This is a genomic window from Microbacterium sp. ZW T6_19 (genome assembly GCF_044987465.1).
Taxonomy (GTDB): domain Bacteria; phylum Actinomycetota; class Actinomycetes; order Actinomycetales; family Microbacteriaceae; genus Microbacterium; species Microbacterium natoriense_A.
This window is the reverse complement of the sequence record NZ_JBJDRH010000009.1, coordinates 71,782-91,235: the sequence shown is the minus strand read 5'-3', so window position 1 is coordinate 91,235 and position 19,454 is coordinate 71,782. Positions and strand designations below refer to the sequence as shown.

Sequence of the window (19,454 nt, the reverse complement as noted above, 5' to 3'; positions counted from 1 at the left end):
CTGATGGGAGGGATCGCCGTCGTGGGTCTGCTCACACTGCTGTTCACGGGCTGCGCGCCGACACCGGACGGTGCACGCGAAGAACTCGAGCGCCGCGCGGACACGCTGAACACGGCTGCCCAGGACGTGCTGCTCGCCATGGATGCCGCCGGATTGCAGGGCGCTTCCGCCGCGGGACGAGTCGAATACTGCGGCGGCAGCCTCAAGCCGGGCCTGGCGTACAGCGCAGGCGCGTCGGCGACGGTCGGAGAGGACCTGGCCGGGGCGATCGACACCATGACGGAAGAGCTTCAATCGCTCGGATGGCGACACGAGGGCGAGATCGGCGACGACCGGATGTCGGCCCGGTTCACTCGGGACGACGTGACGATCGACGTGAAGGCCGGGGGCGCGGTGATCGGCGGCAAGACCTATGGAGAAGACGAGATGCAGGTCGGAATCACCCATGCCGACGCTTGCGTGCGTGTGCCGGACGGCGTCCACGACACCGATTTCGCGGACCTCGAGAAGAAGATCCTCCCCCGTGCATGACCGCGTGACGGGCATCCTCACGAAGACCGCGGCCCTCGCAGCCCTCTCGCTGCTGCTCACCGCGTGCTCTGCCACGCACGATGGCGCGCGCGCAGAGCTCGACAAGCACGCAGCCGTGGTCGATGATGCCGCGCAAGATGTGCTGCAGGCCCTTGACGCGGCAGATCTGAGCGACGCCGGCGTCGCCGGATATCTGGAACAGTGCGGCGGGAGCCTCACCGGGTGGGGTGTGGCGTATCACGCAGGTGGAAGCGCCAAGGTCGGGGAAGACCGGCAAGCGGCGGTCGAGGATGTCGCGGCCGAGCTGGAATCGCTCGGCTGGGCCCATGAGGGAGAGATCGGCGGCGACGATCCGAGCGCGCGGCTGACTCGCGACGACCTCACGATCGACCTCAAGACCGGTGGATTCACGGTCGGCGCCACGCGATACGGCGCCGACGAGCTCGAGATCGGCATCCGGCAGTCGAACGCGTGCGTCGAAACGCCCGAAGGCGAGTACAAGACCGACTACGCGGAGTTCGAGCGGGAGATCCTCCCCCGGGAGTGAACAGGCGATCCGATGAACACGGCGATGTCGGATGCCGGGAGCATCATGAAGACATGGATGCTCTCACCGTGGTTCTCCTGCTCATCGCCCTCGCCGCGGGCGGTGCGCTCGGCTGGTACGTGCGCGCGTCGCGCGGGTCTGCCGACCTCGCTCGTGCTCAGGCCGAGCTCGCCGCAGCCCGCGACGACCGCGACCGCCAGTACGACCTGTACCGCGACGCCGTCGAGCACTCCCGAGAGGAGCAGCGTGCAGAGGCGCAGAGAGTGCAGCAGCAGAACGCCGTCCTCACCGCTCTCGCACCGGTGCGCGAGAGCCTGCAGCAGATGCAGAGCAAGGTGGCGGCGATCGAGCAGGAGCGTCATGCGCAGTTCGGCTCGCTCGCCGAGCAGCTGCGCCGCGCCCAGGAGTCCGATGAGGCTCTTCGTGCCACCACCGAGTCGCTCGCCGGGGCACTGAAGTCGACGGCGACACGAGGCGTCTGGGGTGAGACGCAGCTGAGGCGTGTGGTCGAGGCCGCAGGTCTCACCCGCCACGTCGACTTCGATCTGCAGTCGACGATCTCCTCCGACCGGGGCACGGGACGACCCGACATGGTGATCCGGCTGGCCGGCGGCGCCTCCATCCCGGTGGACGCCAAGGTGCCGCTCGACGCCTATCTCGAGGCGTCTGCGCTGCCTACCGGCGACGCCCACGAGGCCCAGCGACGCCTGCACATGCAGAAGCATGTGAAGGCGGTCCGCTCCCACATCGACGCTCTCGCGAAGAAGGCATACTGGTCAGGACTCGATGCGAGCCCCGAGTTCGTGATCTGCTTCCTGCCCAGCGAGTCACTGCTCGCCGCGGCGATCGACGAAGACCCGACCCTGCTCGACTACGCCTTCAGCCGGCGCGTCGCGCTCGCCTCGCCGGTGAACCTGTGGGCTGTGCTGAAGACCGTGGCGTACACGTGGACGCAGCAGGAGGTGTCGACCGAGGCGAAGGCACTGTTGAACCTCGGCACGCAGCTGTACGACCGCCTCGGTGTGCTCGCCGGGCACGCCGACGACCTGCGCAAGGCGCTCGAGCGCACGGTCGACAGCTACAACCGCTTCGCGGGCTCGCTGGAAAGCCGGGTACTGGTGACGGCGCGCCAGTTCCCGGGTATCGATTCCTCCACGCTCGACGCGGTGCCCCAAGTGATCGAGGCGAGCGCCCGCCGGTTCACCGCGACCGAACTGGTCGCTGACCCGGTGCGATCCCCGGGGCCTGCTGTCCTACCGCACGCAGACGAGGAGGCCGTGGAACCCGTGCGCGCCGAGATCGGCGAGATCCGGACCCGGATCGACGAGGTCTGAAGGCAGACGAGGTCTGAGAGGATGCGGCGGTCAGGCGACGCCGGGCACGCCCGACAGCAGCAGGATGACCAGGCCGCTCGTCGCGAGGAATGCGCCGATCATCCACCACGCGCTGAGCTCGTGCCCCTCGTCGCGACGCTTGCGGAACAGCACATCTGCACGGCGAGCGGGGTCGATCGGGTGCACGACCGCAACTGGTGCTGCGGCGGCACGCGCAGCCGCATCGACGTCATCGGCGCTGACTCGGAGGATGCGACCCGTGTTCGTGGTCACGATCTTCGTGTCGGCGGCCTTGGGGCCGTTCGTGTGCTGCGTGGTCATCTGCTCGCCTCCTGTGCCTTCGGGGTCGTGCGACCCGTCGGCGGTGAGAAACCCAGTGACAATTGTGACACGAGGCGCGACGGACTCCCGGTTGCACGCTCGCAGGCACGGTTCCGTCTCGGTAACGATGCCGACCGGCGCTCAGTCGAGGTGGCGGATCAGAGCCACTTCGAGACGAGGTGCTCCGATGCGATGCGACGCAGCGTTCCAGACGCGCCGCGCAGCACGACGCTCTCGGTGTAGATGTATCCGCCCTCGCGACGCACGCCCGCGACGAGCTGCCCATCGGTGACGCCCGTCGCGACGAAGATCGTGTTGTCGCCCTTGACGAGATCGTCGGCCTCATAGACCTTGTCCATGTCGAGACCCGCATCGATACCGCGCTGACGCTCGTCGTCGTCCCGCGGCCAGAGTCGACCCTGGATGTGACCGCCCAGAGCCTTGATCGCACAGGCGGTGACAATGCCCTCCGGGCTTCCTCCGACGCCGACGCACATGTCGGTGCGGGCGCCATGTCGGGCGGCGTTGATGCCACCGGCGACATCGCCGTCGCTCATGAGACGGGTGCCGGCTCCGGCATCCCGGATGTCCTGGATGAGCTGCTCATGACGCGGACGGTTCAGCACCGAGACGACGATCTCGTCGACCGGCTTCCCGAGGGCCGCGGAGAGACGGCGGATGTTCTCGCCGATGGGAAGGCGGATGTCGACGACGCCGACGCCCGCGGGCCCTGTGACGAGCTTGTCCATGTAGAACACGCTGGAGGCGTCGAGCATGGTGCCCCGGTCGGACACCGCGATCACCGAGAGCGCGTTCTGACGGCCGGCGGCCGTGAGCGAGGTGCCGTCGATGGGGTCGACGGCGATGTCGCACAGCGGACCGGTTCCGGTGCCGACGACCTCGCCGTTGAAGAGCATCGGCGCGTTGTCCTTCTCGCCCTCGCCGATCACGACCTGGCCCTGGAAGGCGACCGTGCCGAGGAAGGCGCGCATGGCGTCGACCGCCGCGCCGTCGGCCGCTTCCTTCGCACCGCGTCCGATGAACGGCACCGCGCGGATCGCCGCGGCCTCGGTCGCGCGGACCAGCTCCATCGCGAGGTTGCGGTCGGGACGAAGAGGGCTCAGATCACCAGTCAGACTCACCATGCCGCAACAGTATCCAGTTCCACCTCCCTCGGCGGGGGTTTTCTCTCGTTCGACGGTGAAGGAATTTCGATTCTTAACAGAATGGCAGGCGAGCATCGTCGAGGGCGTCACTCCGACGGCATCCGCTCGCATGCCCAGATAGAGTGACATCTGTCCCGGCTTCACCTAATCGCAGGAGTTCTCATGCCCGTCGCCACCCCGGATCAGTACGCCGAAATGCTCGACCGCGCGAAGGCCGGCGGCTTCGCGTACCCCGCATTCAACGTGTCCAGCTCGCAGACCATCAACTCCGTCCTCCAGGGCCTGACCGAGGCCGGCTCCGACGGCATCATCCAGGTGACCACCGGGGGTGCCGACTACTTCGCCGGGCACACCGTCAAGGCTCGCGCGACCGGTGCTCTCGCTTTCGCCCGGTTCGCGACCGAGGTCGCCAAGAACTACCCGATCACGGTCGCACTGCACACGGACCACTGCCCGAAGGACGCGCTCGCGGGCTTCGTCGAGCCGCTGATCGCCGCCTCCGAAGAAGAGGTGAAGGCCGGTCGCAACCCGATCTTCCAGTCGCACATGTGGGACGGCTCGGCTGTGCCGCTCGCGGAGAACATCGAGATCGCCAAGGACCTCCTCCCCCGCATGAAGGCCATCAACGCGATCCTCGAGGTCGAGATCGGCGTCGTCGGCGGTGAGGAGGACGGCGTGCAGCACGAGGGCTCGAACGATGCCCTCTACACGACCTTCGCCGACGTCGACCAGGCAGTACAGGCTCTCGGGCTCGGCGAGCAGGGCCGCTACATCGCCGCACTCACCTTCGGCAACGTGCACGGCGTCTACAAGCCGGGTGGCGTGAAGCTGCGTCCGGAACTGCTGGGCGAGATCCAGCAGCAGGTCGCCGCGAAGTACCACACGTCCGCCAAGCCGCTCGACCTGGTCTTCCACGGCGGCTCCGGCTCCACCGACGAGGAGATCGCGCTGGCGGTCGCCAACGGCGTCATCAAGATGAACATCGACACCGACACGCAGTACGCCTACACCCGAGCGATCGCCGACTACATGTTCAAGAACTACGACGGCGTCCTGAAGGTCGACGGCGAGGTCGGCAACAAGAAGCAGTACGACCCTCGCGCCTGGGGCAAGGTCGCGGAGTCCGCGATGGCCGCGCGCGTCGTCGAGTCGACCCGCCAGCTCGGCTCCTACGGCCAGTCCAAGAGCTGACGCGCTAAACGAAGAATGCCCCGGTCGCGACGGCCGGGGCATTCTCTTTTCCTCGAAGGATCCTCTGCGTCAAGGACCGGTGTAGATGTCGAGGATGGTCGGCGCGCCCTCAGGGCGGTGCAGCACGACGATCTCGTCGCCGGCCTCGATCTTGCCGTTCTTGACGACGCGCAAGTACGGACCGAGGCGGCGCGCTTCGGAGAATCGCCTCACCCATCCACGCTCGGCGTCCCCACCCACGCGCCGGGCGAACGTCTGACAGGGGGTGCGCGGCATCGTGACCTCGACGATCACGCTCGCCCCGATCCGCCACTGCTCCCCCACGAGTGCGGCGTTCACGTCGATGCCCTCGACGCGTAGATTCTCGCCGAACCAGCCGGGTGGCAGCTCTCGCGCCAGCTCCGACGCCCAGTAGTCGGCGTCCTCCTGCGAATACGCGTACAGGGCCTTCTCGAGACCGCCGTGGTGCTTGCGATCTGCCTGCACATCCGCATACGCGCCGTAGGGCCCCACCTTCACCGGCCCGTCGACGGCTCTCTTGTCGATCGCGGTGATGCCGACCGTTCCGGCATCGGGCAGCAGCCGATGGACAGCACACACCGCCACGAGCCGGCTCACGATCCCGCCTTGACGATGTAGTCGGCGAACGCCGGATCTCCCATCATCGCGACCATCACGCAGATGCCGGCGAGGAACGACGTCACGACCGCTCCGACGATCGGCAGCCACCACGTGATCCGTCCGCGGCGCAGTCGGCGGACCGACAGCACGGCGGTGGCGGTCCAGCCGACAGCGAGCACGACGGCGGACACAGTGCCCCACAGGCGCCCTGCCGCGTAGTCGGTGAACTCACCCTCGATGCCGAGGATCTTCATGACCTCGTTCAGGACCGTGGGCAGATCGAGATACGACATCCCGGTCATCACGACGTTCACGAGGCCGTAGGCCAGGAGGGCGATCGTCGCGAAGCGATCGACCGGATGAGGCCGGGCGGATGCGGGTGCCGCAGCCGCCGCGATCGGCTCGGGCGCCGCGGGGGCGACTTCGCTCAGCGGGGGGAGCCCCGCAGCTCTGCGCTGCTCCTCCGGAGTCGCGAGTTCGCCGTACTGGGGCCGCTGATCGCTCATCCCGCCATGCTAACGGCCCGATGTCGGAGCGGTTCACAGCAGGCCCTGAAACTGACGGCGGCCCCGGCGAAGTGGGGACTTCCTCGGGGCCGCGGACTCGGAGCACTGGGGACGCTCGTCATCCAAGTCGGTCGCGGAACGCTGGGGACGATCCACCACCTGCAGCGTCGATGCTCTGACGTCTGCAACTCCGATCATAGGAAAGCGCATGCCAAAGCGCTAGATGCAGTTCGATCGAATCGTGAACCACCGTGAGAGCGGCAGCGGTCAGACCGCTGCGCCCGAGACCCGACCGCCGAGCGCCCGCGCATCCCGCTGACCCGCCGCGTCCTGTCGCAGCTCCTTGGGCAGGGAGAACATGAGGTCCTCCTCCGCCGTGCGCACCTCTTCGACGTCGTGGTAACCGGCGCCGTCGAGCGCGTCGAGCACCTCGCGCACGAGGACTTCGGGAACGGATGCTCCGCTGGTCACGCCGACCGTCGCGACGCCGTCGAGCCACTCCTGCTTGACCTCTTCGGCGTAGTCGACCCGATAGGCCGCCTTGGCGCCGTGCTCGAGGGCGACCTCGACGAGCCGCACGCTGTTGGACGAGTTCGACGAGCCGACGACGATCACGAGGTCGGCGGCAGCCGCGACCTTCTTGATGGCGACCTGTCGGTTCTGCGTGGCGTAGCAGATGTCGTCGGACGGCGGGTTGTGCAGTTCGGGGAAGCGTGTCCGGAGGCGGTTCACCGTCTCCATCGTCTCGTCGACCGAGAGCGTGGTCTGCGACAGCCAGACGACCTTAGAGGGGTCCTTCACCTGGACGGTGTCGGCCTCGGCGGGCGAGTTCACGATGGTCACGTGCTCGGGGGCCTCTCCCGCGGTGCCCTCGACCTCTTCGTGGCCTTCATGGCCGATCAGGAGGATCTCGAAGTCGTCACGGGCGAACCGCACAGCCTCCCGGTGCACCTTGGTGACCAGCGGGCAGGTCGCGTCGATCGCGTGCAGACCTCGATCGGATGCCGCGTTCACGACCGCCGGCGAGACTCCGTGCGCGCTGAAGACGACGTGTGCGCCCTCGGGGACCTCGTCGACCTCTTCGACGAAGATCGCGCCCTTGTCCTCGAGCTCTGTGACGACGTGGATGTTGTGGACGATCTGCTTGCGGACGTAGACGGGGGCGCCGTAGCGCTCGAGCGCCTTCTCGACCGCGACGACCGCACGGTCGACACCGGCGCAGTATCCGCGGGGTGCGGCGAGCAGAACCCTCTTGCGTCCGTCGACCGGGTTATCCTGAAGCCGCCCGGCCGCCGCACGCACTCGAGGGACACGCGGAGAAGGCAGATGCACGGCAGTCGAAGTCACATGTGAATTCTACCGCCGCCAAGCTGTACAGAGCCGGGTAGAGACGAGAGCACATGACGGTCTTCGAAGCCGCGACGGGCCCAGGCGAGACGCCCCCGGCCGATGCGGTCGCGCCCCGCGACTCCACGGCAGACGCCCCGACCTCGGTCGCGCGGCTGAACGCCACCATCCGCGACTTCATCGCGCGGTGGAACACGGTGTGGGTGGAGGGCGAGATCACGTCGTGGAACGTGCGCGCCGGCAACGTGTTCGCCCGTCTCAAGGACACGCGCTCCGATGCTCAGATCTCGATCCGCATCTGGTCGAGCGTGCGTGCACGGATCCCGAACGACCTCGGCGTGGGCGACCATGTCGTGGCCGCCGTCAAGTCGGACTACTTCGTCAAGAGCGGCGACTTCAGCTTCGCCGTCTCGGCCATGAAGCACGTCGGACTCGGCGACCAGCTCGAACGGCTCGAACGGCTCCGGGCGCAGCTGCGCCAGGAGGGGCTGTTCGACTCCGCACGCAAGAAGCGCCTTCCGTTCCTCCCCCACGTGATCGGCCTGATCACAGGCGAGCGATCGGATGCCGAGAAGGACGTGCACCGCAACGCCGAACTGCGCTGGCCCCAGGTGCGCTTCCGCACGGAGTATGCGGCAGTGCAGGGCGATCGCTGCGTGCCCGACACGCTCGCCGCCCTCGCGCGGCTCGAGGCTGACCCCGAGGTCGACGTGATCATCATCGCCCGCGGCGGTGGCGACCCCCAGACGCTGCTCGGGTTCAGCGACGAGCGGCTGATCCGCGCGGTGGCCGCGGCATCCACTCCCGTCGTCAGCGCGATCGGTCATGAGAACGACCATCCGCTGCTCGACGACGTCGCGGATCTCCGCGCGTCGACCCCGACCGATGCCGCCAAGCGCGTGGTGCCAGACGTCGGCGAGCAGCGCGCGCTCATCGCCCAGCTGCGCTCTCGCGCGACCATGAGGCTCACTCAGCGCGTCGGTCACGACATCGCACAGCTGGAGCAGCTGCGATCGCGTCCGGTGCTGCGCTCCCCCGACCCGATCATCGAGACACGCGCGCAGGAACTCTGGCTGCTGCTGTCGCGCGGACGCGACACGGTCTCACGGCAGCTGGACACGGCCGGTCGCCGGACCACCGAGCTGCGTGCATCACTGCGCGCGCTCTCGCCCGCCGCGACTCTCGCGCGCGGTTACGCCATCGCTCATCTCGAGGGAGGTGTCATCCTCCGCGACGCGGCGGATGCGCCCGCCGGCACCGCACTCACGATCACTGTCGACCGGGGTTCTCTGGCGGCCGTCTCCGACGGCGAGATCTCCGAAGGGCGCTGAGTCGGCGCCCCCGCTCGCGTCGACGCCTGGGCCTGTCACGACTCCAGGGGCGACACGCCAGATCGGGGGATGCTTCGCCGATTCCGTCTGCCGACGGGCGTCCGCGGCACGACGTAGGATGGAGGAGTGAGCGCGCAGAACGACACCCCCGTTGAGACTCTGTCATTCGAAGCCGCTCGCGACGAGCTCGTCAGGGTGGTCTCCGAGCTCGAGCAGGGCGCACCGACCCTCGAGCAGTCGCTGGCCCTCTGGGAGCGCGGCGAGGCGCTGGCCGCCCGCTGCGAGGAGTGGCTCCTCGGCGCGAAGCGCCGCCTCGACGCCGCCCGGTCGGCAGCATCCGACGAGGACGAATCGTGAACAAGCCCGCGCCGATCGTCGCCGAACTCGGCCGACCAGAGACCCCGGAGGAGACCGCTGCACGCAAGGCGGAGTCCAGCCGCGCGTACCGATCCAGCCAGAACGTGCGCAGCCTGGTCGCCGCCCTCATCGTCACCCTCGCCGTCGTCGCGGTCATCGTCTTCGCGGTTCCCCGCGGCGAGCCGGCATCCGCGCCTCACGTCGACCTCGCCGCCATCTCCGCAGACGTCGAATCGACCATGGATCGCGCCGTCATCGTGCCCGAACCGGGCACATTCTGGCGAGTGAACAAGGCCGAGCTCACGAGCGGCTCGACCGTGGTCTGGGATGTCACGCTCGCCCCCAAGGACGAGGACGAACGCGGATTCATCAAGTTCGCCCAGGCCTTCGACGCGGACTCGTCGTGGGCGCCGCAGCGTCTGAACGGCACTGCGACGACCGACACCGTCACGATCGACGGTCGGAAGTGGGATGTGTACGAGCCCGGCGACGCCGGCGCGAAGCAGAACATCACGTACGCGATCGGCACGCAGGTCGGGGCCGACTACGTGCTGCTCTACGGCTCGCGATCGGCCGATTCGACAGCAGAGCTCGCCGAATCCCTCACACCGCAGATCGACTCGCTCTCGGAGGCATCATGACCCGGACGCTCACCCCCGCTGCCGCCTGGAAGCAGATGCAGGAGGGCAATCAGCGCTTCGTCGCCGACGCGCCTGCTCATCCCAACCAGGACGTCGCCCGTCGCAAGACCCTCGCGGCGGCGCAGAATCCCGTCGCGACCCTTTTCGGATGCTCCGACTCGCGTCTCGCGGCCGAGATCATCTTCGACCTGGGACTCGGCGACCTCTTCGTCGTCCGCAACGCCGGTCAGGTCATCGGCGAGTCGATCGTGGCGAGCCTCGAGTACGCGGTCGCCGTGCTCGATGTGCCGCTGATCGTCGTGCTGGCCCACGACTCGTGCGGCGCCGTCCGGGCCGCGATCGACGGCACCGCGATCGACGCCGCGCCCCTGCCGCCGCACATCTGGAAGCTCATCGCGCCGATCGTGCCCGCCGCCCGCAAGGTGCTGGTCGAGAACGGCGGCACGACGGTCGCCGACATCGATTCCGAACTCGTCGGCCAGGAGCACCTGCGCAACACCGTGCGCGATCTGCTGCAGTCGTCCGAGCTGATCAGCGACGCCGTCGCCGAGGGCCGGCTGGGCATCGTCGGCGCCAACTACCGCCTGTCCGAAGGCACCGCCGTCCCCGTCATCACGGTCGGCCTCGACACCACAGACCCCCGATAGCACCACACACACATCCAGGGGAACGCCCCCGAAACCAAGGAGGGTTCGGAATGACCGACACACACCAGCGCAGCGGCGACGAGGCGCAGTACCGCATCGAGCACGACACGATGGGTGAGGTGCGGGTGCCCGTGAACGCGCTCTACGGGGCGCAGACGCAGCGCGCCGTGGAGAACTTCCCGATCTCGGGCAAGGGGCTGGAGTCGACGCAGATCGCCGCCCTCGCACGCATCAAGAAGGCCGCCGCTCTGGCGAACAAGGAGCTGGGCACGCTCGACGGCGCGATCGCCGACGCGATCGCGCAGGCTGCCGACCAGGTCGCCGCCGGAGCGCACGACGGCGAGTTCCCGGTCGACACGTACCAGACCGGCTCCGGCACCTCTTCCAACATGAACATGAACGAGGTGCTCGCGACCCTCGCGACCCGCATCCTCGGCGCGTCCGTGCACCCCAACGACCACGTGAACGCCTCGCAGTCGTCAAACGACGTGTTCCCCACGTCCGTGCACATCGCCGTGACGCAGGCACTCATCGACACCCTGATCCCGGCTCTCGACCACCTCGCGGTGGCCCTCGAGGCCAAGGCGGAGCTGTGGAAGGACGCCGTCAAGTCCGGCCGCACGCACCTCATGGACGCCACCCCCGTCACCCTCGGCCAGGAGTTCGGCGGCTACGCCCGCCAGATCCGTCTCGGCATCGAGCGCGTGCAGTCGGCGCTCCCCCGCGTCGCCGAGGTCCCGCTCGGCGGCACCGCCGTGGGCACCGGCATCAACACCCCGCTCGGCTTCCCGCAGAAGGTCATCGCGCTGCTCGCCGCCGAGACCGAGCTGCCCATCACCGAGGCGAAGGATCACTTCGAAGCTCAGGCCAACCGCGACGGCCTTGTCGAGGCATCCGGCGCCCTGCGCACGATCGCCGTCTCGCTGACGAAGATCAACAACGACCTGCGCTGGATGGGCTCGGGGCCGAACACGGGCCTCGGCGAGCTGCACATCCCCGACCTGCAGCCCGGTTCCTCGATCATGCCCGGCAAGGTCAATCCTGTCGTCCCCGAGGCTGTGCTCATGGTCTGCGCCCGCGTGATCGGCAACGACGCGACGGTCGCGTGGGCCGGAGCATCCGGTTCCTTCGAGCTCAACGTCGCGATCCCCGTCATGGGTACGGCGCTGCTCGAGTCGATCCGCCTGCTCTCGAACGCCTCGCGCGTGCTCGCCGACAAGACGATCGACGGCCTTCAGGCCAACCTCGACCGCGCCGCCGCCTTCGCCGGCATGAGCCCCTCGATCGTGACCCCGCTGAACAAGCTGATCGGATACGAGGCCGCCGCGAAGATCGCGAAGCACTCGGTCGCCAAGGGCATCACGGTGCGCGATGCTGTGATCGACCTCGGCTACGTGGAGCGCGGCGAACTCACGCTGGAGCAGCTCGACGAGAAGCTCGACCTGCTGAGCATGACCCACGCCGGCTGACGCCGGGTCCCCGGGGCATCCCTCTTCGGGGGCCGGCACGCCAGATCGGGGGACGAAAACCTCTTTTCGTCACCCGATCTGGTGTGTCGGCCCCCGTTGTGTTCGTCCTGCACAATCGCCAAGGCGGTGGGAGTTCTCCACCGAATCCGTCGTCTTGGCGGATCAGCGGATGCCGACACGGAGTGTTCCTCGCACGATGAGCACATGCTGGATCCTCGCGCCACCCTCATCTCCCTCGGCGGCATTGCTCGCGGGACCACTCTTCAGGCACACGGCATAAGCAGGCCGCGGCTGTCGCGTGCGGTTCGCGATGGCGAAGTGGAGCGGTTGCGTCCGGGCGTATTCGGTACGACCTCGGTGCACGCGGAAGTGCGATCCGCGACACAGCACGGCGGCGCGCTCACCTGCGCGGTCGCGCTCCGAAAGCACGGTGTCTGGGTGCTCAATGACGACCTCCGCCCGCACGTCTGGGTAGGCCGCCGCGGACGTCGTTTCGAGCACCGCGGATGCCGTTGCACGAGCCACTACTTCCTCGGCGATGTTCCCCTTGGCGTGGTCGACATCGAGACAGCACTTCTTCAATTGCACCAGTGCGAGGGCGACGAGTCGTTCTTCGCCTCGTTGGAGTCCGCGTTGAACCTCCGCAAGCTGAGCCGTGCTGCTGCGCTGCGCATACGTCGCGCTCTGCCGGCATTGGCTCGGTGGCTGGTCGATATCGCGCGCTCCGACGCGCAGAGCGGTCTGGAGTCCCTTCTGCGCCTGCGGCTTCACATCATCGGAATCGTCCTCGCGACTCAGGTGCAGATCCCTGGTGTCGGACGAGTGGACTTCGTGGTGGGAGATCGCCTGATCATCGAGGTCGATGGGAAGGAGAATCACAGCGGCCCTGATCGGCGCCATGACGACTTGGTGCGGGATGCCGCGGCATCCCGTCTCGGATACGAGACCCTGAGGTTCACCTACGCCCAGGTCGTTCACGACTGGTCGACCGTACAAGCCGCCATCCTGGCCGCGATGACCCGGCTGCGGGATCACGCGTGAATTCAGTTCGGGGGACGACACACCAGACCGGGGGACGAAATGCGGAATCCGTCCCCCGATGTGGCGTGTCGGCCCCGGAAGTGGAGCCGCTCAGCTGAGCTCGGTGCCCTCCAGCAGCTCGGTGACGAGCGCGGCGATCGCGGAGCGCTCGGAGCGCATCAGCGTGACGTGGGCGAAGAGGTCGTGTCCCTTCAGCGTCTCGATCACGCTCGCGATGCCGTCGTGTCGTCCGACCCTGAGGTTGTCGCGCTGACCGACATCGTGCGTGAGGATGACACGGGAGTTCTGGCCCATGCGGCTGAGCACCGTCAGCAGCACGTTGCGCTCGAGCGACTGCGCCTCGTCGACGATCACGAACGCGTCGTGCAGTGAACGCCCGCGGATGTGCGTCAGGGGCAGCACCTCGAGGATCCCGCGCTCCACGACCTCTTCCATGACGTTTCCCGAGACCACCGAGCCGAGGGTGTCGAACACCGCCTGGCCCCAGGGTCCCATCTTCTCGTCGCGGTCGCCCGGGAGGTATCCGAGGTCCTGCCCGCCGACCGCGAACAGCGGCCGGAACACGATGATCTTCTTCTGCTGCTGACGCTCGAGAACGGCGTCGAGGCCTGCGCACAGCGCGAGAGCCGACTTGCCGGTGCCGGCGCGTCCCCCCAGCGACACGATCCCGACCTCCGGGTCGAGCAGCAGGTCGATCGCGATCCGCTGCTCAGCCGAACGCCCGTGCATGCCGAAAACCTCGCGATCGCCGCGCACGAGCTTGTACTCCCCGTCACCTGTCACCCGTCCGAGGGCGGAGCCGCGCTCGGAGTGGATGATGAGGCCGGTGTTGACCGGCAACCCTCGGGCGTCTTCGCTGATTCCCACCTCGCTCTCGTAGAGGTCGCTGATCTCGTCTCCGGACAGGTCGAGAGTGGTGATGCCGGTCCAGCCGGAGTCGACAGCCTGCTCCGCGAGGTACTCTTCGGCACGAAGGCCGAGCGACGCCGCCTTGACGCGCATCGGCAGATCCTTCGACACGATCGTCACGTCCTGCCCATCCTGGGCGAGGTGCATGGCCACCGAGAGGATGCGGGTGTCGTTGTCGCTGAGACGGATGCCGGCGGGAAGGACCGAGGCGTCGGTGTTCGCGAGTTCCACGCGCAGGGTTCCGCCCTCGCCGACCTCGACGGGGAAGTCCAGTCGGCCGTGCTCGATCCGCAGATCATCGAGGTGCCGCAGCGCCTGACGCGCGAAATAGCCGATCTCGGGGTCGTTCCGCTTGCCTTCGAGTTCGCTGATGACGACCACGGGAAGCACGACCGAATGCTCGGCGAATCGGAAGAACGCCTGAGGATCGCTCAGCAGCACCGACGTGTCGAGCACATAGGTGCGCAGATCCTGATCAGGACCTGCGGATGCTGCCTGGCGAGGCGTCTTGCGGGTGGACTGCTGCTGCGCGGTGCTGCCTGTCTGCTGCGCTGTACGTGAGGTCACGACCACTCCCGACCCGGGGATTCCCGGCTATTCGAACGAGTCGACCAGGGGGTCACGAGTCGCGTACCTGAGGCCGACTCGATCGGGCGCCATGCCCGATGCCTAGAAGCTACGACCACCCGTCTGCTTAACCGCGGCTCGACACGCCGCCATTCGTTACGCGCTGATGAACGTCTCGTTGCCGAACGCGCCGAGCGCCTCGTCGAGGAGCTCCAGGGTCGCGGCATCCGTGCCTGCGTGCGGGGCGATCCGCACCGCCGCTCCGCGCGCGGTGACGACGAGCCCTGCGTTGGCGAGAGCCGCGGCGAGCCGCGCCGGCTCCTGCGGAGCGAGCGCGACGATTCCGCCTCGTCGCTCACGGGCGCGGGGCGAACTCACCGCGATCCCGTTGCGGTCGGCGATCTCGATCACTGCGTCGACGCGTTCGGCGAGGCCTGTCTCGACCGCCGCCATTCCGGCGTCGCGCACGCCGCGCACGCCGACCGCGAGACGAGCGGCCGCGAGCGTATCGGGGCCGCTCACGGTGTACGCCTGGGCGGATGCCGTCGGTTCGGGCAGCTGGTCGGCGGGGAGCCCGGCGGCAGACGTGCCGGTGATTCCGCTGAGCACGGGGACGATGCGCTCGCGTGCCCGTACCGAGAAGCGGGCGAAACCCGTACCGCGGCCGGCTCGGAGCCACTTGTAGCCGTGACCCACGACGACATCCGCCGCGGCGTAGTCGTCGTCGACGATGCCGAAGGACTGCACCGCGTCGACGATGAGAAGACGGTCGGGCCCGATGAGTTCCCGGAGGGCGGCGAGATCGACCCGGTAGCCCGTGCGGAAGTCGATGTGACTGACGGCGACGGCCGAGACCTCGTCGTCGAGCGCGTCGGCGACGGCATCCGTCGTCACCCTGCCGTCGGGCGGAGCGATCCATCGCGGGCTCACGGCGCCGCGCGACGCCAGGGCTGCGCGCTCCAGGGTGAGACTCACGCTCGGGAACTCGGCCGTCGAGGCGATCACCGCACCGGACAGGCCGTACAGCGCGTGCATCAGTCCGTGCGTCGACGACGGCTGGAGGGCGATCTCGTCGGCCTCGGCACCGAGAAGCTCGGCGATGAGCTCCTTCGCCTCTCCCACGCGCTCCCCCACGAGAGCGAGAGAAGACGGGCGGCCGGTGCCGAGAAGATCCGCGTCGGCGAACACCTCCTCGCGCACCGATGTCGACAACGGCCCGAAAGCCGCCCAGTTCAGATAGCCGGGCTCGGTGTCGAACGTCGCGAGGTAGTCGTCGAAGGTGCTCACCGCGCCATTCTGGCACGGTGCCGCTCAGCGCCCGAAGCGCCGATCACGATCGGCGAAGTCGCGGATCGCGCGAAGGAAGTCGACCTGACGGAGGTCGGGGCCGAGCGCCTCGACGAAGTAGAACTCACTGTGCGCGCTCTGCCACAGCAGGAAGTCGCTGAGCCGCTGCTCGCCGCTGGTGCGGATCACGAGGTCGGGATCGGGCTGCCCACCGGTGTAGAGGTGTTCGCCGATCATCTCGGGCGTGAGATGGGCGGCGAGGTCCTCCATCGTGCCGCCTGACGCTTCGTGCTTGGTGATGATGCTGCGCACGGCGTCAACGATCTCGTTGCGGCCACCGTAGCCGACGGCGAGGTTCACATGCAGGCCGGTGTGGTCCCGCGTGCGCTCTTCGGCATCCGCCAGGACCTTCGCGAGCTCCGCCGGAAGGATGTCGCTGCGTCCGACGTGCTTGACGCGCCAGTTGCCTTCCCTCGAGAGCGCGTCCGCGAGCTCGGCGATGATCTCGATGAGGTCGGCCAGCTCGGCGGAATCGCGTTTGAGGAGGTTGTCGCTGGAGAGGAGATACAACGAGACCACGCGGATGCCGAGCTCGTCGCACCAGCCCAGGAACTCCCGCATCTTCGCGGCTCCGGCCCGATGGCCCTCGGCCGGGGTCGTGTAGCCGAGCTGGCGAGCCCATCGACGATTGCCGTCGATCATCATCGCGACGTGGTGCGGCATGGTGGCAGGGTCCAGGTGCCGGCGCAGGCGGCTGCTGTAGAGCCGATACAGCGGTCCCCGCCCCTGGCTCTCCCGTGACATCACCTCCCTACGCTACCGCGCCCGTCCCCCGGCATCCGGTGCGGTTGCTGAGGATATGTACGGCCGTGGGCATGCTGCCCCGCCTAGAGTGAAAAGGTGAGCACACCCGAGAACTCGCCGGCCGACATGCCTGAACTCCCTCTTCTCGACGCGGCCGCGAAAGACGCCGCGATCGAGATCAAGCCGACCTGGCGCGGCTGGATCCACGCGGGCACCTTCCCGATCGCGGTCGTGGCAGGCATCGTGCTCATCTCGTTGACGGTCGGCACCCCGGGCAAGTGGGCGTCTGCCGTGTTCATGGCCACGTCCATGCTGCTCTTCGGCAACTCCGCGCTGTACCACCGCTTCGACTGGCGCCCGACGGTCAAGATGATCTTCAAGCGCATCGACCACGCCAACATCCTGCTGCTGATCGCCGGCACGTACACGCCGCTCGCCGTCCTCGCCCTTCCTCCGCAGAAGGGGCTGCTGCTGCTCGTCCTGGTGTGGAGCGGCGCGCTGCTCGGCATCCTGTTCCGGGTGTTCTGGATCAACGCACCGCGCTGGCTGTATGTCGCGCTCTACCTGCTGCTCGGCTGGGCGGCCGTGATGTACATGGTCGACCTGATGAACGCGAATTTCGCGATGATGGTGCTCGTCATCGTCGGCGGACTGCTGTACACCGGCGGCGCCGTCGTCTACGCCATGAAGAAGCCCAACCCGTGGCCGGGCCGCTTCGGCTTCCATGAGATCTTCCACGTGTGCACCGTGCTCGCATTCCTGTGCCACTGGGCCGCATGCCTGCTCATCGCCCTGGCACCGCTGAGCCCCTCGCTCGGCGTACCCGCCTGAGCAGGGCGCGAGCGATCTGACGATCAACGCGAGACCGGGGCCTGACCTCGATCCCGTCGAGTGTCGGACCGGCATCCCAACCCGGCAGCATCTATGGACGTGTCGGCACCGCGGACCGATGCGCCCTCGGCGCCTGCGAACAGGCCGTGACGAACCTCAGGGCACGAGCGCGCAGGGCGCGCAGATCTCCGCCGCGCAGAGCGTCTCCGAGCAGTGGACCGCCGACGCTCACCGCGGCGGCGCCGGCTTCGAGCCACTCTGCCGCGCCGTCGATGTCGATGCCGCCGGACGGCACCACCTGAATGCCGGGGAACGGCCCGCGGAGATCTTTGACGTATCCGGGCGTGACCTGGCTCGCGGGGAACACCTTGACGGCGGAGGCACCGCGCGACCACGAGGCGAAGAGCTCGGTGGGGGTGAGTCCGCCGGGGATGATCGGCACGCCATGCGTGACGGACTGCTCGATCAGCTCGGCCGAGGTGATCGGCGTGACGATGTAATGCGCCCCCGCATCGATCGTGCGGGACAGCTGCTCTCGATCGACCACTGTGCCCACTCCGACATCGGCGTCAGCGCCGTACCGCTCGATGAGCGACCCCAGACGCTCGATCGTGCCCGGCGTGGTGAGGGTCAGCTCCAGGCTGCGGATGCCGGCGTCCACGAGCACGTCGAGGACCGGTTCGTAGTCCGCGGCTGATGCGGCGCGCACGACGACCACCAGTCGCGACGTGGCGGTGCGCAGTGGAAGGGCACGCCGAGCCTCACCAATCATGAACGGTTCCATCGGTCAGCCGGTTAGCGGGCAGGTACGCCTTGGTGTACTCGAACGTCGACGCCGCATCCTCGTCGAGCTCCACGCCGAGGCCCGGAGTCTCACCGGGGTGCAGGAACCCGTTGTCGAACGTGAACGACGTCTGGAACACCTCGAGAGTGGTCGTGTTGTGCGGCATGTACTCCTGGATCCCGAAGTTGTGGATCGCCAGGCCCAGATGCAGCGCGGCGGCCATTCCCACCGGTGAGATGTCCGTCGGCCCGTGAATGCCCGACTTGATTCCGTAGATCGCGGCGAAGTCGAGCAACTTCTTCATCGCGGTGATGCCGCCGGTGTGGGTGACTGCCGAACGCACATAGTCGATCAGCCGCTCGGTGATGAGAGTCTGGTAGTCGTAGACCGAGTTGAAGACTTCACCGATCGCGAGTGGTGTCGTGGAGTACTGGCGCACCAGACGCAGCGCGGTCTGGTCCTCCCCGGGGGTGCAGTCCTCGAGCCAGAACAGCTTGTACGGCTCGATGTCCTTCGCGAACCGCGCCGCCTCGATCGGCGACATGCGGTGATGGCCGTCGTGGAGGACACGCAGATCGGTGCCGAAGTCGGCGCGGATGGACTCGAAGACACCCGGCATGTGGGCGAGATAGGCGTGCGTGTCCCACGACTCCTCCGTCGGGGCCGACGCCGCGCTGCCGTCGGCGGCGCGCTTCGCCGGCTCGTAGTCGTAGCGAGCACCGGGCTTGTTGGACGCGACTCCGTAGATCTGTCCGAGGCCGGGCACCCCGGTCTGCACGCGCACGGCGGTGAAGCCCTGCTCGACGTATCCGGTGATGGCGTCCTTCAGCGCGGCATAGTCGCTGCCCGAGGCGTGGCAGTATGCGCGGAGCCCCTCGCGGCTGGCCCCGCCGAGCAACTGGTACAGCGGGACGCCGGCCTTCTTCGCCTTGATGTCCCACAGCGCCATGTCGACCGCAGCGATGGCTGCCATCGTGACTGGCCCGCGACGCCAGTACGGCGAGCGGTACAGGAACTGCCAGGTGTCCTCGATGCGATCCTCGTCGCGGCCGACGAGGATCGACGCGAGGTGATCCGACAGGTACGACGCGACGGCCAGCTCCCGCCCGTTGAGAGTGGCGTCGCCCCAGCCGATGAGGCCGTCGGAGGTCACGATCTTCAACGTGACGAAGTTGCGGCCAGGGCTGGTCACGTTCACGGTGACGTTCTCGATGGTCATGTC

At 68.0% G+C, this 19,454-nt stretch carries 21 protein-coding genes; 11 read left to right on the top strand and 10 right to left on the bottom strand.

Going from position 1 to position 19,454, the window contains the following annotated elements; translation table 11 throughout:
• Window positions 1-3 precede the first annotated feature (3 nt).
• Genes ACI3KT_RS14410 through ACI3KT_RS14400 form a run of 3 tightly spaced genes read left to right on the top strand, consistent with a single transcriptional unit; the run spans window position 4 to window position 2,412 of the window.
• Window positions 4-531, top strand: a complete 528-nt coding sequence (locus tag ACI3KT_RS14410; protein WP_404905064.1) for a hypothetical protein — start codon at window positions 4-6, stop codon at window positions 529-531.
• A complete protein-coding gene (locus tag ACI3KT_RS14405) occupies window positions 524-1,078 on the top strand; it encodes a hypothetical protein (RefSeq protein WP_404905062.1) in 555 nt (184 codons plus the stop codon). The genes ACI3KT_RS14410 and ACI3KT_RS14405 overlap by 8 nt, the downstream gene beginning before the upstream one ends.
• 53 nt (window positions 1,079-1,131) lie before the next feature.
• A complete protein-coding gene (locus ACI3KT_RS14400) occupies window positions 1,132-2,412 on the top strand; it encodes a DNA recombination protein RmuC (RefSeq protein ID WP_404905059.1) in 1,281 nt (426 codons plus the stop codon).
• A 30-nt stretch (window positions 2,413-2,442) separates the two neighbouring features.
• Here the strand turns inward: ACI3KT_RS14400 and ACI3KT_RS14395 are convergent, their stop codons facing one another.
• On the bottom strand, window positions 2,443-2,733 hold the full coding sequence (locus tag ACI3KT_RS14395) for a hypothetical protein (RefSeq protein WP_292907091.1): 291 nt from the start codon (window positions 2,731-2,733) through the stop codon (window positions 2,443-2,445).
• A gap of 158 nt (window positions 2,734-2,891) precedes the next feature.
• Complete coding sequence (gene glpX, locus ACI3KT_RS14390) at window positions 2,892-3,878, bottom strand: class II fructose-bisphosphatase (RefSeq protein WP_307295585.1); 987 nt, start codon at window positions 3,876-3,878, stop codon at window positions 2,892-2,894.
• A 183-nt stretch (window positions 3,879-4,061) separates the two neighbouring features.
• Here glpX and fbaA point away from each other — a divergent pair, with 183 nt between their 5' ends.
• Window positions 4,062-5,090 (top strand): class II fructose-bisphosphate aldolase, encoded by a 1,029-nt coding sequence (gene fbaA / locus ACI3KT_RS14385; RefSeq protein ID WP_404905056.1) that lies wholly within the window; start codon window positions 4,062-4,064, stop codon window positions 5,088-5,090.
• 69 nt (window positions 5,091-5,159) lie between these two features.
• Here fbaA and ACI3KT_RS14380 read toward each other — a convergent pair whose 3' ends face one another.
• The 3 genes from ACI3KT_RS14380 to ACI3KT_RS14370 all read right to left on the bottom strand — a co-directional run bounded on the left by ACI3KT_RS14380 (window position 5,160) and on the right by ACI3KT_RS14370 (window position 7,564).
• Window positions 5,160-5,708 (bottom strand): MOSC domain-containing protein, encoded by a 549-nt coding sequence (locus ACI3KT_RS14380; protein ID WP_404905053.1) that lies wholly within the window; start codon window positions 5,706-5,708, stop codon window positions 5,160-5,162.
• The gene (locus ACI3KT_RS14375; protein ID WP_404905050.1) at window positions 5,705-6,217 is read right to left on the bottom strand and encodes a DUF6264 family protein; all 513 of its coding nucleotides are present in this window, start codon (window positions 6,215-6,217) and stop codon (window positions 5,705-5,707) included. Before ACI3KT_RS14375 ends, ACI3KT_RS14380 begins: the two co-directional genes overlap by 4 nt.
• A 267-nt stretch (window positions 6,218-6,484) precedes the next feature.
• Entirely contained in the window at window positions 6,485-7,564 is a 1,080-nt protein-coding gene (locus tag ACI3KT_RS14370; RefSeq protein WP_292910754.1) for a 4-hydroxy-3-methylbut-2-enyl diphosphate reductase, read from the bottom strand.
• Window positions 7,565-7,617: 53 nt separating this feature from the next.
• Here ACI3KT_RS14370 and xseA point away from each other — a divergent pair, with 53 nt between their 5' ends.
• The 6 genes from xseA to ACI3KT_RS14340 all read left to right on the top strand — a co-directional run bounded on the left by xseA (window position 7,618) and on the right by ACI3KT_RS14340 (window position 13,050).
• A complete protein-coding gene (gene xseA / locus ACI3KT_RS14365; protein ID WP_404905047.1) occupies window positions 7,618-8,895 on the top strand; it encodes an exodeoxyribonuclease VII large subunit in 1,278 nt (425 codons plus the stop codon).
• A 126-nt stretch (window positions 8,896-9,021) separates the two neighbouring features.
• A complete protein-coding gene (locus ACI3KT_RS14360; RefSeq protein WP_045259082.1) occupies window positions 9,022-9,252 on the top strand; it encodes an exodeoxyribonuclease VII small subunit in 231 nt (76 codons plus the stop codon).
• On the top strand, window positions 9,249-9,893 hold the full coding sequence (locus ACI3KT_RS14355) for a DUF4245 family protein (RefSeq protein ID WP_404905044.1): 645 nt from the start codon (window positions 9,249-9,251) through the stop codon (window positions 9,891-9,893). The genes ACI3KT_RS14360 and ACI3KT_RS14355 overlap by 4 nt, the downstream gene beginning before the upstream one ends.
• On the top strand, window positions 9,890-10,540 hold the full coding sequence (locus ACI3KT_RS14350; protein ID WP_292910762.1) for a carbonic anhydrase: 651 nt from the start codon (window positions 9,890-9,892) through the stop codon (window positions 10,538-10,540). The genes ACI3KT_RS14355 and ACI3KT_RS14350 overlap by 4 nt, the downstream gene beginning before the upstream one ends.
• 50 nt (window positions 10,541-10,590) lie before the next feature.
• The gene (locus ACI3KT_RS14345) at window positions 10,591-12,009 is read left to right on the top strand and encodes a class II fumarate hydratase (RefSeq protein ID WP_404905042.1); all 1,419 of its coding nucleotides are present in this window, start codon (window positions 10,591-10,593) and stop codon (window positions 12,007-12,009) included.
• Window positions 12,010-12,213: 204 nt separating this feature from the next.
• The gene (locus ACI3KT_RS14340; RefSeq protein WP_404905040.1) at window positions 12,214-13,050 is read left to right on the top strand and encodes a DUF559 domain-containing protein; all 837 of its coding nucleotides are present in this window, start codon (window positions 12,214-12,216) and stop codon (window positions 13,048-13,050) included.
• A gap of 90 nt (window positions 13,051-13,140) precedes the next feature.
• On the opposite strand, the gene ACI3KT_RS14335 is transcribed toward ACI3KT_RS14340, so the two are convergent.
• From ACI3KT_RS14335 to ACI3KT_RS14325, 3 genes are all read right to left on the bottom strand, one after another.
• A complete protein-coding gene (locus tag ACI3KT_RS14335) occupies window positions 13,141-14,427 on the bottom strand; it encodes a PhoH family protein (protein ID WP_404905175.1) in 1,287 nt (428 codons plus the stop codon).
• Between the two features lie 255 nt (window positions 14,428-14,682).
• Window positions 14,683-15,813 carry an aminotransferase class V-fold PLP-dependent enzyme gene (locus ACI3KT_RS14330; protein WP_404905037.1) on the bottom strand — a complete coding sequence of 377 codons (1,131 nt, stop codon included), beginning with the start codon at window positions 15,811-15,813 and terminating at the stop codon, window positions 14,683-14,685.
• 24 nt (window positions 15,814-15,837) lie between these two features.
• Window positions 15,838-16,617, bottom strand: coding sequence for an isoprenyl transferase (locus tag ACI3KT_RS14325; protein WP_292910794.1), 780 nt, complete (start codon window positions 16,615-16,617; stop codon window positions 15,838-15,840).
• Window positions 16,618-16,743: 126 nt separating this feature from the next.
• Here ACI3KT_RS14325 and ACI3KT_RS14320 point away from each other — a divergent pair, with 126 nt between their 5' ends.
• The gene (locus tag ACI3KT_RS14320) at window positions 16,744-17,448 is read left to right on the top strand and encodes a hemolysin III family protein (protein ID WP_292910796.1); all 705 of its coding nucleotides are present in this window, start codon (window positions 16,744-16,746) and stop codon (window positions 17,446-17,448) included.
• 91 nt (window positions 17,449-17,539) lie between these two features.
• Here ACI3KT_RS14320 and ACI3KT_RS14315 read toward each other — a convergent pair whose 3' ends face one another.
• The gene (locus ACI3KT_RS14315; protein WP_404905034.1) at window positions 17,540-18,220 is read right to left on the bottom strand and encodes a bifunctional 4-hydroxy-2-oxoglutarate aldolase/2-dehydro-3-deoxy-phosphogluconate aldolase; all 681 of its coding nucleotides are present in this window, start codon (window positions 18,218-18,220) and stop codon (window positions 17,540-17,542) included.
• Window positions 18,210-19,451, bottom strand: a complete 1,242-nt coding sequence (manD, locus tag ACI3KT_RS14310; RefSeq protein ID WP_404905032.1) for a D-mannonate dehydratase ManD — start codon at window positions 19,449-19,451, stop codon at window positions 18,210-18,212. Before manD ends, ACI3KT_RS14315 begins: the two co-directional genes overlap by 11 nt.
• Between the last annotated feature and the right edge of the window lie 3 nt (window positions 19,452-19,454).